Origin of the sequence: Pseudomonas sp. NPDC098747, from assembly GCF_044760045.1 — a bacterium.
In the GTDB taxonomy this organism is placed as follows: domain Bacteria; phylum Pseudomonadota; class Gammaproteobacteria; order Pseudomonadales; family Pseudomonadaceae; genus Aquipseudomonas.
The window spans coordinates 118,442-131,461 of record NZ_JBIWAL010000007.1 but is presented as its reverse complement, the minus strand read 5'-3'; the positions used below and the strand labels follow the sequence as shown (position 1 = coordinate 131,461).

Annotated in this window: 13 protein-coding genes; 8 read left to right on the top strand and 5 right to left on the bottom strand. The window is 58.9% G+C overall.

The genetic code is table 11. The features are described from left to right. Nucleotides 1-13 precede the first annotated feature (13 nt). Both ACIQVE_RS06785 and ACIQVE_RS06780 read right to left on the bottom strand, forming a co-directional pair. Nucleotides 14-754, bottom strand: coding sequence for a flagellar basal body rod protein FlgF (locus tag ACIQVE_RS06785; protein WP_402805898.1), 741 nt, complete (start codon nt 752-754; stop codon nt 14-16). A 311-nt stretch (nt 755-1,065) separates the two neighbouring features. Further along, nucleotides 1,066-2,625, bottom strand: coding sequence for a sigma-54-dependent transcriptional regulator (locus ACIQVE_RS06780; RefSeq protein WP_150594285.1), 1,560 nt, complete (start codon nt 2,623-2,625; stop codon nt 1,066-1,068). 390 nt (nt 2,626-3,015) lie between these two features. Between ACIQVE_RS06780 and phhA the strand changes: the two genes are divergently transcribed. From phhA to ACIQVE_RS06750, 6 genes are all read left to right on the top strand, one after another. Next, the gene (gene phhA / locus ACIQVE_RS06775) at nt 3,016-3,807 is read left to right on the top strand and encodes a phenylalanine 4-monooxygenase (RefSeq protein WP_402805894.1); all 792 of its coding nucleotides are present in this window, start codon (nt 3,016-3,018) and stop codon (nt 3,805-3,807) included. A gap of 110 nt (nt 3,808-3,917) precedes the next feature. Further along, a complete protein-coding gene (locus tag ACIQVE_RS06770; protein ID WP_402805891.1) occupies nt 3,918-4,274 on the top strand; it encodes a 4a-hydroxytetrahydrobiopterin dehydratase in 357 nt (118 codons plus the stop codon). Then, nucleotides 4,274-5,467, top strand: coding sequence for an amino acid aminotransferase (locus ACIQVE_RS06765; protein WP_402805889.1), 1,194 nt, complete (start codon nt 4,274-4,276; stop codon nt 5,465-5,467). The genes ACIQVE_RS06770 and ACIQVE_RS06765 overlap by 1 nt, the downstream gene beginning before the upstream one ends. Before the next feature lie 330 nt (nt 5,468-5,797). Further along, nucleotides 5,798-5,929, top strand: coding sequence for a hypothetical protein (locus ACIQVE_RS06760; protein WP_402805886.1), 132 nt, complete (start codon nt 5,798-5,800; stop codon nt 5,927-5,929). A 73-nt stretch (nt 5,930-6,002) separates the two neighbouring features. Continuing rightward, the gene (locus tag ACIQVE_RS06755; RefSeq protein WP_402805883.1) at nt 6,003-6,185 is read left to right on the top strand and encodes a hypothetical protein; all 183 of its coding nucleotides are present in this window, start codon (nt 6,003-6,005) and stop codon (nt 6,183-6,185) included. A gap of 114 nt (nt 6,186-6,299) precedes the next feature. After that, nucleotides 6,300-7,487 (top strand): MFS transporter, encoded by a 1,188-nt coding sequence (locus ACIQVE_RS06750; protein ID WP_402806005.1) that lies wholly within the window; start codon nt 6,300-6,302, stop codon nt 7,485-7,487. Here ACIQVE_RS06750 and arfB read toward each other — a convergent pair. Together arfB and ACIQVE_RS06740 are read right to left on the bottom strand one after the other, a co-directional pair. Then, entirely contained in the window at nt 7,484-7,897 is a 414-nt protein-coding gene (gene arfB, locus ACIQVE_RS06745; RefSeq protein WP_090181465.1) for an alternative ribosome rescue aminoacyl-tRNA hydrolase ArfB, read from the bottom strand. The two genes, ACIQVE_RS06750 and arfB, sit on opposite strands and share 4 nt — an antisense overlap. A 214-nt stretch (nt 7,898-8,111) precedes the next feature. After that, nucleotides 8,112-9,533, bottom strand: coding sequence for an amino acid permease (locus ACIQVE_RS06740; protein WP_402805880.1), 1,422 nt, complete (start codon nt 9,531-9,533; stop codon nt 8,112-8,114). Nucleotides 9,534-10,426: 893 nt separating this feature from the next. On the opposite strand from ACIQVE_RS06740, the gene ACIQVE_RS06735 reads away from it, so the two are divergent. Both ACIQVE_RS06735 and ACIQVE_RS06730 read left to right on the top strand, forming a co-directional pair. Beyond that, entirely contained in the window at nt 10,427-10,564 is a 138-nt protein-coding gene (locus ACIQVE_RS06735; protein ID WP_042558177.1) for a hypothetical protein, read from the top strand. Nucleotides 10,565-10,636: 72 nt separating this feature from the next. After that, a complete protein-coding gene (locus ACIQVE_RS06730; RefSeq protein WP_402805876.1) occupies nt 10,637-11,602 on the top strand; it encodes a leucyl aminopeptidase in 966 nt (321 codons plus the stop codon). Nucleotides 11,603-11,787: 185 nt separating this feature from the next. On the opposite strand, the gene rluB is transcribed toward ACIQVE_RS06730, so the two are convergent. Continuing rightward, nucleotides 11,788-13,005 carry a 23S rRNA pseudouridine(2605) synthase RluB gene (gene rluB / locus ACIQVE_RS06725; RefSeq protein WP_402805873.1) on the bottom strand — a complete coding sequence of 406 codons (1,218 nt, stop codon included), beginning with the start codon at nt 13,003-13,005 and terminating at the stop codon, nt 11,788-11,790. Nucleotides 13,006-13,020 lie beyond the last annotated feature (15 nt).

The window sequence follows — 13,020 nt, the reverse complement described above, 5'->3', positions numbered from 1 at the left end:
GACGTTCTGATAATTAGCTGATCTGCAAGACCCGAGCCATGGCCTGGTCGTCGTCTTTGGCGGTATTCATCATCTTGATGTGCAACTCGAACTGCTTGGCCAGGGCCAGCACCGAGGTCATCTCTTCGACGGCATTGACGTTGCTCGACTCAAGGAAACCCGACACCAGTTTGACGTTGGCATCAGCCTGCGCCGGCTGGCCGTCCTTGGTGTAGATCGAGCCGTCGAGGCCTTTATTCATGTTCTTGATGTCCGGATTGACCAGTTTGATCCGGTCGACTTCGGCCATCACACGCGGGCCTTCGCCCATCGCACGAATACTGATGGTGCCGTCTTCACCGACTTCGATCTGCTGCTCGGGCGGCACGGCAATCGGACCACCATTGCCCATCACCGGCATGCCATTGCCGGCGCGCAATACACCGAGGGCATCGACGTTGAGGCTGCCGGTGCGCACGTAGCTTTCGCCACCGTTCGGGTTCTGCACGGCGATCCAGCCGTTACCGGTGACGGCGACGTCGAGGTCACGCCCGGTCTGCACCAGCGAGCCCGGAGTGAAGTCGGTGGCAGGCCGTTCGCTCATGGCAAACGCACGCGCCGGAAAGCTGTCACCGAACACCGGCATCGAACGCGCCTGTTCCAGGTCGCGCTGAAAACCGTTGGTGGAAATGTTCGCCAGGTTGTTGGCATGAGCCCTTTGCGCCAGCGCGTTCTGGCTGGCGCCGGTCATTGCCACATAAAGGTACTTGTCCACACTCTTTCCTCTGCATGCCGGACGTTTGCCGCCCACTGCTGTACTGCTGAGCCATAAGCAATTTGCAGACCAACTTTTTTCTGGCAGCACGAAGTCCGGCAAACAAAGGACTTGAGGGGTTTTGCGGGGAAAGGGGAAATGTATCGAAGTCGAAAAACCGGCGGTGTTGTGCCGGTAGGTGGCAAAGGCTGACACCGAAGCTGTCTGTAATGCCGCCTTCGCGAGCAAGCTCGCTCCCACAGGGAAATGCATTCCAAATGTGGGAGCGAGCTTGCTCGCGAAGAGGCCATCAACGCCAATACAGCTTTTGGCTATGACTCAGACTTGCCCACCTCATACTCACGAAGCTTGTTGGCAATGGTCGTGTGCGAAACCCCCAGCCGCTTGCCCAACTGCCGACTGCTCGGGTGCTCGGAATACAGTCGCTCCAGCACGGCTTTTTCAAAACGCCCGACGATCTCGTCCAGCCCGCCTTCAAGCGAAAAATCGCCAAGGGGCTGACGCACGCCGTAGTCCGGCAGACGAATGTGTTCGGCTTTTACCGTGCCGCCGTCACACAGCGAAACCGCCTGGAACAGCACGTTTTCCAATTGCCGCACGTTGCCCGGCCAGTGGTAATGGCTGAGCCGATCCATCGCCGCCGGCGCCAGTTTCGGCAACGAACAGCCGATCTGCCGACTGGCCTGATCGAGGAAGTGTTCCACCAGTGGCGTCAAACCGTCGAGGCATTCGCGCAGCGGCGGAATGTGCAGCGAAAGCACGTTCAAGCGGTGATACAGATCCTGGCGAAACTCACCCCGAGCGCACAATTCGGACAAGTCCACCTGCGTCGCGCAGATCACGCGCACATCCAGATAAACCTCTTCGTCACTGCCTACCCGACGGAAGCAGCCGTCCTGCAAAAAGCGCAGCAATTTCACCTGCAAGCGCGGACTCATTTCACCGACGCCATCGAGAAACAACGTACCGCCCGCCGTCAACTCCAGCAAGCCAAGCTTGCCTTCGGCGCGCGCACCTTCGAAAGCACCGGGGCCGTATCCGAACAGCTCGGTCTCGGCCATCGACTCCGGCAGCCCCGCACAGTTGAGCGCCATCAGCGGCGACTGCCCGCGCGGACTGGCGAGGTGACAGGCACGCGCCAGCAACTCCTTGCCCGTGCCGGTTTCGCCTTCTATCAATAGCGGTGCATCGAGCGGCGCCATACGCCGTGCCTCGCGCACCACTGCCGCCATGACTTTGGAGCTCTGGAAAATGCTGTCGAAACCGCGCAGTTCCTGCTTGCGCACGTTATAGATGCGCTCGCCGACGCGGTCGGCGCGGTGCAGGGTCAACACCGCACCGGCCATGGCTTCGCTGTCGTCGTGCTCGGATTGCAGCGGGGCGATATCGGCCAAAAAGACGTCGCCCTTGACCTTGACCCGCATACCGTTGATTCGCGATTTATTCGCGCGCACCAGTTCCGGCAAATCGAAATCTTCGGCATAGCGCGACAGTGGAATCCCCGGCACTTCATCGACCCGCACGCCGAGCAGCTGCGCCGCCGCGCGGTTGGCGGCGACGATCGAACCGCCCATGTCGATCGACAGCACCGGAAATTCCAGCGCACCAAGCAACGCGTTCAATTCCATGTGCCGGCGCTCGCTCGGCATCAGCCCTACCCGCTTGACGCCGAACACCCCGGCAATCGCTTCGAATTTCGGCCGCAGCGCCTGGAACTGGATGTTGATCAGGTTCGGGCAATGCAGATAGATCGCGTTGCCATGCTCACCGCCGACCTCGCCGCGAGCGACGTTGATCCCGTACGCCACCAACAGATTGAGGATGTCGCGCAGGATGCCGATGCGGTTTTGGCAGTGGACTTTGATACGCATATAAATCGCCCGACAAGGATGGGTTTGAATGCATCTCTGTGGGAGCGAGCTTGCTCGCGAAAGCGGTTTGTCTGACACATCAATGCTGAATGGGTCGACGTATTCGCGAGCAAGCTCGCTCCCACAGGGTAATGCGGCGCGCCTCGGTGTCATTTTTCTGCTGAGGCGCGAAGATAGTCGTCAAGATTATGTGACAGCGACGCCCCTTTTCAAACCCGAAAATCACCGTAAACACGAACCAGAGCACATTCCGTAACGAATACTTTACGATTTAAACGGAATTTTCCTACGCGACGGCCGCTCAACATGCTGCACGCCCAATCACTCTCGGGTAATTCTGAGTCCATCGCTGGACATAACAAGAACGAATTCCCCTAGCAGGAGAGCAGTATGAAGCAGACGCAATACGTGGCTCGCGAGCCCGATGCGCAAGGTTTTATCGACTACCCCGCCGAAGAACACGCGGTGTGGAACACGCTGATCACTCGCCAACTGAAAGTGCTCGAGGGTCGTGCGTGCCAGGAGTACCTGGACGGTATCGAAAAACTCGGTCTGCCCCACGACCGCATCCCGCAACTGGGCGAGATCAACAAGGTGCTTGGCGAGACCACCGGTTGGCAGGTCGCCCGTGTCCCGGCGCTGATCCCCTTCCAGACCTTCTTCGAATTGCTCGCCAGCAAACAATTTCCGGTGGCCACCTTCATTCGTACCCGCGAAGAGCTGGACTACCTGCAAGAGCCGGATATTTTCCACGAGATTTTTGGTCACTGCCCACTGCTGACCAACCCGTATTTCGCCGAGTTCACCCATACCTACGGCAAACTTGGCCTGCAAGCGACCAAGGAAGAGCGCGTTTACCTCGCGCGTCTGTACTGGATGACCATCGAGTTCGGCCTCGTCGATACCCCACAAGGCAAACGCATCTACGGCGGTGGCATCCTGTCTTCGCCGAAAGAAACTGTTTATTCGCTGTCGGACGAGCCCGAGCATCAGGCATTCGATCCGCTGGAAGCGATGCGTACGCCGTATCGCATCGACATCCTGCAACCGCTGTACTTTGTCCTGCCGAACCTCAAGCGCCTGTTCGATGTGGCCCATGAAGACATCATGGCCATGGTCAAGCAAGGCATGCAGCTGGGTTTGCACGCGCCGAAATTTCCGCCAAAACCAAAAGCGGCGTGACCCGCCACTTTTGCTGACAAGTGAGTCTGTCAGTTGCCGCCACTTTGGTTTAGCGTGGCGGCATTGCCGGCCAATATAAAAAAACACCTCCAGATTTCAGGAAGCCCACCATGTCCACTTTGAACCAAGCCCACTGCGAAGCCTGCCGCGCCGATGCGCCACAAGTCAGCGACGAAGAACTGCCGATCCTGATCAAGCAGATCCCTGACTGGAACATCGAAGTTCGCGATGGCGTGATGCAGCTGGAAAAACTGTTCCTGTTCAAAAACTTCAAGCACGCGCTGGCCTTCACCAACGCCGTCGGCGTGATCTCCGAGGCCGAAGGTCACCACCCGGGCCTGCTGACCGAATGGGGCAAAGTCACCGTGACCTGGTGGAGCCACTCGATCAAAGGCCTGCACCGCAACGACTTCATCATGGCCGCGCGCACTGACGAAGTGGCCAAGACCGCTGAAGGACCCAAGTAATGCACTTCGACGCCATTGGCCGGGTGCCCGGCGACCCTATCCTCGGGTTGATGGAGGCGTATGCGCAGGACACTAACCCGCGCAAATTCGACCTGGGCGTTGGCGTCTACAAGGATGCCCAAGGCCTGACGCCGATCCCTGAAGCGGTGAAAATCGCCGAAGCGCGGCTGGTCAAAAGCCAGGACACCAAGACCTACATCGGTGGACACGGCAATCCGCTGTTCGGCAAAGTCATCAATGAGCTGGTGCTTGGCGCCGACTCCAAGCTGATCGCCGAGCAGCGCGCTGGCGCCACCCAGACGCCGGGCGGCACTGGTGCCCTGCGTCTGGCCGCCGACTTCATCGCCCAATGCCTGCCGGGCAAAGGCGTATGGCTGAGCAACCCGACCTGGCCGATCCACGAAACCATTTTCGCGGCGGCCGGGGTCAAGGTCAGTCACTACCCTTACGTGGGCAGCGACAACCGCCTCGACGTCGAAGCGATGCTCACCGTGCTCAATGAAGTGCCGAAGGGCGATGTGGTGTTGCTGCACGCGTGCTGCCACAACCCGACCGGTTTTGACTTGAGCCACGACGACTGGCGCCGTGTGCTGGACGTGGTGCGCAGTCGTGACCTGCTGCCGCTGATCGACTTCGCCTATCAGGGTTTTGGCGATGGTCTGGAGCAGGACGCGTGGTCGAGCCGTTTGTTCGCCGCTGAACTGCCTGAGCTTTTGATCACCAGTTCCTGCTCGAAAAACTTCGGCCTCTATCGCGACCGTACCGGTGCGCTGATCGTCTGTGCGAAAAGCGCCGACAAGCTCATCGACATCCGCAGCCAACTGGCCAACATCGCCCGCAACCTGTGGTCGACCCCACCGGATCACGGCGCGGCAGTCGTCGCCACGATCCTCGCCGATCCAGAGCTGAAAAGCCGCTGGGCCGACGAAGTGGAAGCCATGCGTTTGCGTATTGCGCAGTTGCGCAGCGGCCTGGTCGAGGCGCTGGAGCCGCACGGTTTGCGCGAGCGTTTTGCGCACATTGGCGTGCAGCGCGGGATGTTCTCCTACACCGGTTTGTCGCCAGAGCAAGTGAAACAACTGCGCGAGCATCACAGCGTGTACATGGTCAGCTCGGGCCGGGCCAACGTTGCCGGCATCGATGCGACACGTCTGGCGCTGCTGGCCGAGGCCATCGCCGACGTCTGCAAATAAATCCAGCGTGAAGCGGACTTCTGTGGCGAGGGGATTTATCCCCGTTCGGCTGCGCAGCAGTCGTAGATCATTGCACGCGGAATGCGAGACATTCCGCGGTTGCAGCTTTTAGGGGCTGCTTCGCAGCCCATGGGGTATAAATCCCCTCGCCACAAAGGCTCCTCCTAAAATTGTTTTGCGGTGCTTTTTGACTTCGCCCTCCCCTGCGGCCATTTGTCGCAATAAATCGAATTAAAAGTCTGATTGTCATTTTTCCTGCTGTATCCTGCGCAGGCTTTCTGAAAGCGCGGATCACCTGATCTATCAACAGACTTAGCGAGGAGCGCAACCATGCACGAGATTCCTAATCTCCCCTTCCCAAGCCTGCACGTACCTGAGCAGACGACCATGCAACAAGCCGGCGCCGCACAGGCCGAGCCCAAAGAAGCTGCTGAAAGCCGTCCGGCCGACAGCGAAGAGTAAGCAACACCCGCCGTACAGACCGTGTGGAAAGCGCTAAGATGCGCTTTCCACACTGCCTGAAACCTAAGCCACCATGTCCAAAGAATTCGATGAACAGCAGGCCGCGATCCTGATCGGTGCCACCGAGAAAATGATCGAGATCTGGAGCCGTCTCTCCCCCGAGAAACAAGCCGCTCTGCTCGCCCGTTTCGGCAGCGAAGAAAATGCCCTCGCTGCACTGGTCACCACGCAACTGGTTGCTCCCGCCAAACCCTGAAGTTGCCGCCCGGCAAATAGTTTTACTTTTCCCGCCCCAGATTCATCCACGCCGCTATCATAAGCAGCCTATCTATTGTGCTGCTCCCGTGGATCTTTACCCATGTCGTCCTCTATGTCCGAGCCCCAGCGCCCCCTGGCGGTCACGCTGCAAGTCGTTTCCATCGTCCTCTTCACCTTTATCGGTTATCTGAACATCGGCATTCCGCTCGCGGTGCTGCCGGGCTATGTCCACAGTGATCTGGGTTTTGGCGCGGTCATCGCCGGGTTGGTGATCAGCGTGCAATACCTCGCCACCCTGCTCAGCCGCCCGTACGCCGGCAAAATCATCGACAACAAGGGCAGCAAACTGGCCGTCATGTATGGCTTGGCCGGTTGCGGCTTGAGCGGCGTGTTCATGCTGATTTCCGCATGGACGCCGAACCTGCCGATGCTCAGCCTGATCAGCCTGTTGATCGGTCGTCTGGTATTGGGCAGTGCGGAAAGTCTGGTCGGCTCCGGTTCGATTGGCTGGGGCATCGGCCGCGTCGGCGCAGCGAACACCGCCAAAGTGATCTCGTGGAATGGCATCGCCAGTTACGGCGCAATCGCCATCGGTGCGCCGCTAGGCGTGTGGCTGGTCAAACAATTTGGTTTGTGGAGCATGGGTGTGAGCATCATCTTGCTGGCCGCGCTGGGTCTATTGCTGGCGTGGCCGAAGACCGCCGCCCCGGTGGTGGCCGGTGAGCGCTTGCCGTTCATGCATGTGCTTGGGCGAGTTTTTCCACACGGCTGCGGACTGGCGCTGGGCTCGATCGGTTTTGGCACCATCGCCACCTTCATCACGCTTTATTACGCCACGCAAAATTGGGACAACGCGGTGTTGTGCCTGAGCCTGTTCGGCGCCAGCTTCATCGGCGCAAGACTGCTGTTCGGCGACCTGATCAACCGCCTCGGCGGCTTTCGCGTGGCGATTGCCTGTTTGTCGGTAGAAACGCTGGGGCTGTTGCTGCTGTGGATGGCGCCCGATGCGCATTGGGCATTGGCGGGCGCGGCACTGAGCGGTTTCGGCTTCTCGCTGGTATTCCCGGCACTGGGCGTGGAAGCGGTGAATCTGGTGCCTGCTTCCAGCCGTGGCGCGGCAGTCGGCGCCTACTCGCTGTTCATCGACCTGTCGCTGGGGATCACCGGGCCAATCGCCGGGGCAATTGCTGCCGGCTTCGGTTTCGCCTCAATATTCCTGTTCGCCGCCCTCGCCTCACTGAGTGGATTGGCGCTGAGCGTGTACCTGTACAAGCACACCGCGAAATACCGGGAAGACTAGAAATCCACCTTGCCGCGCCCGGCCTTGATGCTGCCGCGCTTGGTTTTCGATTCGAGTCGGCGCTTCTTTGAACCGAGGGTCGGCTTGGTCGGGCGACGTTTCTTCTCGACTTTGGTGGCGCTGAGGATCAACTCCACCAGACGCTCCAGCGCATCGGCCCGGTTGGCTTCCTGCGTGCGGTATTGTTGGGCCTTGATGATCAATACGCCGTCGCTGGTGATGCGACTGTCGCGCAGCGCCAGCAATCGTTCCTTGTAGAACTCAGGCAAGGACGAGGCCGCAATGTCGAAGCGCAGGTGCATGGCGCTGGAGACCTTGTTGACGTTCTGCCCACCGGCGCCCTGGGCGCGAATGGCCGTCAATTCGATCTCGGCATCCGGCAGATGCACATTGTTGGAAATCACCAGCATGGAAAAGCGTTCGTATTCAGAGTGTGCAGGATACCTTGATTCACCCCGTCCCATGTGGGAGCGAGCTTGCTCGCGAAGGCGGTGTGTCAGCCAATGAGGGTCTTGAATGAACCGGCCTCTTCGCGAGCAAGCTCGCTCCCACAGGGTATTTGCATTACGCTCAGAAACAACAAACCCGGCACATTGGCCGGGTTTGTTGTTTTTTACATCCTGCTTACTTCGCGGCAGAACCCGCCGTGTGCAGCGCCTGCTGCGCGCCACGCTTGTTCTTGATCACGTAGCAGACCCACATGAACACGACCCACACTGGAATCGCGTACACCGAGATCTGAATGCCCGGGATCAACAGCATCACGCCGAGAATGAACGCGACGAACGCCAGACAGATGTAGTTGCCGTACGGATACCAGAACGCCTTGAACAGTGGCGTCTGCTTCGTCCTGTTCATGTGCTGGCGGAACTTGAAGTGCGAGAAGCTGATCATTGCCCAGTTGATCACCAGGGTCGCCACAACCAGCGACATCAGCAGTTCCAGAGCATGCTGCGGGATCAGGTAATTGAGCAGCACCGCCACCAGCGTCACCGCCGCGGAGGCCAGAATCGAACGGACCGGCACGCCGCGCTTGTCGATTTTCGCCAACGCTTTCGGCGCGTCGCCCTGCTCGGCCATGCCCAAGAGCATGCGGCTATTGCAGTAGGTGCCGCTGTTGTACACCGACAGCGCCGCGGTCAGTACCACGAAGTTGAGGATGTGCGCGGCCGTGTTGCTGCCGAGCATCGAAAACACCTGCACGAACGGGCTGCCGCTATAGGAATCGCCGGAAGCGTTGAGGGTTGCCAGCAGGCTGTCCCATGGGGTCAGCGACAGCAGGATCACCAAGGCACCGATGTAGAAAATCAGGATCCGGTAAATCACCTGGTTGATCGCTTTCGGGATCACGGTTTTCGGTTTGTCGGCTTCAGCTGCGGTGAAACCGAGCATTTCCAGACCGCCGAAGGAGAACATGATGATCGCCATGGCCATCACCAGCCCGCTGACGCCGTTAGGGAAGAACCCACCGTGCACCCAGAGGTTGCTGACCGACGCTTGCGGGCCGCCGTTGCCGCTGACCAGCAAGTAGCTGCCCAGAGCAATCATGCCGACAATCGCCACGACCTTGATGATCGCGAACCAGAATTCGGCTTCACCGAAGACTTTGACGTTGGCCAGATTGATCAAGTTGATCAGCACGAAGAACCCGGCAGCGGACACCCAGGTCGGGATATCCGGCGCCCAGTAGTGGATGTACTTGCCGACCGCAGTCAGCTCCGACATGCCCACCAGAATGTACAGAATCCAGCAGTTCCAGCCCGACAGGAAACCGGCAAAGCCACCCCAGTACTTGTGCGCGAAATGGCTGAAGGAACCGGCCACCGGCTCTTCGACGATCATCTCGCCCAATTGGCGCATGATCATGAAGGCGATGAAGCCGCAGATGGCGTAGCCGAGGATCATCGACGGGCCGGCGGATTTCAAGACCCCGGCCGAGCCGAGGAACAATCCGGTACCGATCGCGCCACCGAGGGCGATCAGTTGAATGTGTCGATTTTTCAGGCCGCGTTTCAGCTCGCCTGATTGCGAGGGTTGTCCACTCATGAAAAAGGTCTCACGCAAGGTTTGATGATGTTCAGTAGACGTTGCTGCAAGGTTGCGATTTCAAGCAGCCCCGATCAAACCCCAGCGCAGGCACCAGGAGTTCAGCTTTTTTACAACGGTCATGCGTCACCTGCTTGTTTTTATCTGTGACGAAATCGAACCCGACACGCTTTTGACGCGGCGGAGTGAACAAGACGGATAGCCTTGAGATTTATGCGATTACGCAGAGGGTCACAGTTAAAACGCGGCGCATTGTACACCGCTAACCCCCTGCCGCCAGACCTCGCTGGATCAGCGTGTCGGTTGCCGGGATTGCACGTGTCCGCCTCGAGACGCTCGAGCGGCTGCAAAAATTGAGTCAGGCCTTTGCAGGCCATCGACGGGGACGAGGGTAAAACCGTCCCACGATGAGAAGTGGAAATCAGTCACGGCGTTCATTGCGCCTCCTTCTTGTTATGCACCTGCACGACAGGCATGAGGCGCATCTCACCTTTCAAACGCCTCTGAAACAAGCGCGCCAGAGCCTTGCGTAGCTCCCGGCCAATGGGGCTTCGGCAGGTTTTCCTTACAGCTCTGATCTCAGTCTCCTTTCACTGGGTTTTACCGTGGTTTTCGTAAACATTTATTTACGACGCGTAACGCAAAGTTTCCAATTCAGAAATTTCTTTCAGACGTCTGCAAATTGACGGTCGCTAGCTTGCTAACGAAACCGCTTCCTTAGTTTTTTGTTTTTAAATAAGAAAACCGCACCTAAAAAACAGAATAAAAAGTCTATTTAAAAATTAAATGCATAATTTTTTGCATTACAAAAAACCCTGAACTAGGTTCTTCACGTCTTGCCGGCCACCTCGACCGGCCAGTCACAACCGTGAAAGTCATCTAGGAGATCGACCATGCAAGCATTGGAAAAAGACTTGGATAGCGAACTGCAACTCGACGAATGGTTTGAAGCACCGACCCACGAGGCCGCTGTGGAAATGATGCAAGCCGACGCGGTCGTTCCGTTCGGCACGGCGATGTGGCCTCTGTAAAGACCTCACCGGGCAGGCACGATCCGGCCGGTCGTGCCTGCCACTTTCTTCACGGTCAGTCAGGGAGGACTCATGGATAAGCCCCGCGCGATCTCGCATTTCCTTTACTACCTCGAACATCATCCAGCCCTCGCCGGCCTCGACTCGGCGAATGTATTGCTCGGCCACACCGCTGATTACGAAGCCCTGACCTGCGCGATCGCCGAACAGGCAGGCGATCATCCGCGCTTCAGCTTCAGCGCCCGGCGACTGGATCGGGAAAGCACCGCAGCGCTGACCTCGGCGATTACCGACAGCGATCTGTACATTTTCTTCTACGACTCTTCCACCCTGCCTAACCCACGCCCCGACGGCCCGGAGTTCGTCCGCGCGCTGCAAGCGGTGATGGCAGAAAACTGGAAGAAGTCGCTGCTGTTCAAGGATTACGGCGATTATTTCTACGACACGTTCAGCATCGCCCCGCAGCGGATTGCCGGACTGAACAGCCACTTGATCCAGCGCATGTCCCAGGCCACCACGCTGAGTTTCAAGGATGACCACGGCTCATGGTTTGAAACGCCGATGAGCAGCATCAAGAAGTGGACCGACATCAACGGCGTCGGTAACTTCGATCTGGCCCCCGGCGAAATCGCCACCCACAGCGAAGAAATCAACGGCCATGTGAAGTTCAAGGGCACGTTCCTCAGCACCATTCCGTTTGCGCGTAAATACGGCGTGCTGGAGTCGCCGCTGGAACTGTGGATCGAGAACTCGACCATCAGCCGCATCGCCACGGATGTGCCGGGGCTGGCGCATGACTTCAACAAATATCTGGATGCGAATCCGTCGAACCGGCGCATCGAGGAACTGGGGATTGGCACCAACGAAGGCGTGAAAGATCTGTATGCGCGCAATGCCGGGTTCGAGGAGCGCCATTGTGGTTTGCATCTGGGGTTGGGCGGTGGCGCTAAAGGCAGCCATCACCTGGACCTGATCTTCTCCGGCGGCGTTTTGGCGCTGGATGACAAGCCGGTGTTTGATGGCAGATTTGTGTTCTGATCCAGATTTTCCCATAAGGCTACCGACCTCTTCGCGAGCAAGCTCGCTCCCACAGGGGATTGCATTCCAACTGTGGGAGCGAGCTTGCTCGCGAAGGCGGCCCTGCAGACGCTACATAACTTTCTCCAGACGAAAAAAAACGCCAACCCTGCGGTTGGCGTTTTTCATTCAGGCGCTAAAGCCGATCACTCAGGCTTCTTGCGACCGAAACCCGGACGCTGGCCGGAACCGGCCGGTGCGCCGCGACGCTTGCCCGATGGCTTGTCGTCGACCAGTTTGATCCCCGGACGCTTCGGTGCAGGCTTGGTCGGACGCTTGTTGGTGGTGTCCGCTGGACGATCCGCCACTGGCGTGCCACGACCGGCAGGTGCACCACGTTCGCCACGCTCGGTGCGACCGTTGGCCGGACGCGGAGCGCGCTCGCCGTCACGGGCAACTGGCTTGCGGGCCGGGCGCTCGCCTTCGATGTGGGGCTCACGCGATGGACGCGGGCCTGTCGGAGCGCCAGCGGCTGGACGCAGCGTACGCACGCGCTCGGTCTTGCCCATCGGGCGCGACGATTTGCGCTGCAGACGCTCAAGCTTGTCTTTGCTCTTGGCGTTCAGTTGCGGCATCGCTACCGGCGTCAGACCCACTTCAGCACTCAGAATGTCGACTTCGTACTGGCTCATTTCGCGCCAGCGGCCCATCGGCAGATCGGAGTTAAGGAACACCGGGCCGAAACGCACGCGCTTCAGACGGCTGACCACCAGACCCTGGGATTCCCACAGACGACGAACCTCACGGTTACGACCTTCCATCACCACGCAGTGATACCAGTGGTTGAAGCCTTCTCCACCCGGCGCCTGCTTGATGTCGGTGAACTTGGCCGGGCCGTCTTCCAGCACCACGCCCGCCTTCAGGCGTTCGATCATTTCGTCATCGACTTCACCGCGTACACGCACGGCGTACTCGCGGTCCATCTCGTAGGACGGGTGCATCAGACGGTTGGCCAGCTCACCATCAGTGGTGAACATCAGCAAACCGGTGGTGTTGATGTCGAGACGACCGATGTTGATCCAGCGCCCTTCTTTCGGACGCGGCAGCTTGTCGAACACGGTCGGACGGCCTTCCGGGTCGTCACGGGTGCAGATCTCGCCATCGGGTTTGTTGTACATGATCACGCGGCGTACCGATTCGGCAGCCTCTTCACGCTTGATGACTTTGCCATCAATGGTGATGGCGTCGAGAATGTCGACGCGCAGACCGAGGGTGGCGTCTTTGCCATTGACCTTGATCCGGCCTTGGGTGATCCAGGATTCCACGTCACGGCGCGAGCCGACGCCGATACGGGCGAGGACTTTCTGCAGCTTTTCGCCTGCTGGGCCGATTTCCTGGTCGTCTTTCTGATTGATGTCACTCATCTGGGCACCTCCCGG

Coding starts and splice junctions, on each gene's coding strand:
- ACIQVE_RS06780 (WP_150594285.1), bottom strand. CDS start 2,625: ATGCGTATCAAAGTCCACTGCCAAAACCGCATCGGCATCCTGCGCGAC.
- phhA (WP_402805894.1), top strand. CDS start 3,016: ATGAAGCAGACGCAATACGTGGCTCGCGAGCCCGATGCGCAAGGTTTT.
- ACIQVE_RS06770 (WP_402805891.1), top strand. CDS start 3,918: ATGTCCACTTTGAACCAAGCCCACTGCGAAGCCTGCCGCGCCGATGCG.
- ACIQVE_RS06765 (WP_402805889.1), top strand. CDS start 4,274: ATGCACTTCGACGCCATTGGCCGGGTGCCCGGCGACCCTATCCTCGGG.
- ACIQVE_RS06760 (WP_402805886.1), top strand. CDS start 5,798: ATGCACGAGATTCCTAATCTCCCCTTCCCAAGCCTGCACGTACCTGAG.
- ACIQVE_RS06755 (WP_402805883.1), top strand. CDS start 6,003: ATGTCCAAAGAATTCGATGAACAGCAGGCCGCGATCCTGATCGGTGCC.
- ACIQVE_RS06750 (WP_402806005.1), top strand. CDS start 6,300: ATGTCCGAGCCCCAGCGCCCCCTGGCGGTCACGCTGCAAGTCGTTTCC.
- arfB (WP_090181465.1), bottom strand. CDS start 7,897: ATGCTGGTGATTTCCAACAATGTGCATCTGCCGGATGCCGAGATCGAA.
- ACIQVE_RS06740 (WP_402805880.1), bottom strand. CDS start 9,533: ATGAGTGGACAACCCTCGCAATCAGGCGAGCTGAAACGCGGCCTGAAA.
- ACIQVE_RS06735 (WP_042558177.1), top strand. CDS start 10,427: ATGCAAGCATTGGAAAAAGACTTGGATAGCGAACTGCAACTCGACGAA.
- ACIQVE_RS06730 (WP_402805876.1), top strand. CDS start 10,637: ATGGATAAGCCCCGCGCGATCTCGCATTTCCTTTACTACCTCGAACAT.
- rluB (WP_402805873.1), bottom strand. CDS start 13,005: ATGAGTGACATCAATCAGAAAGACGACCAGGAAATCGGCCCAGCAGGC.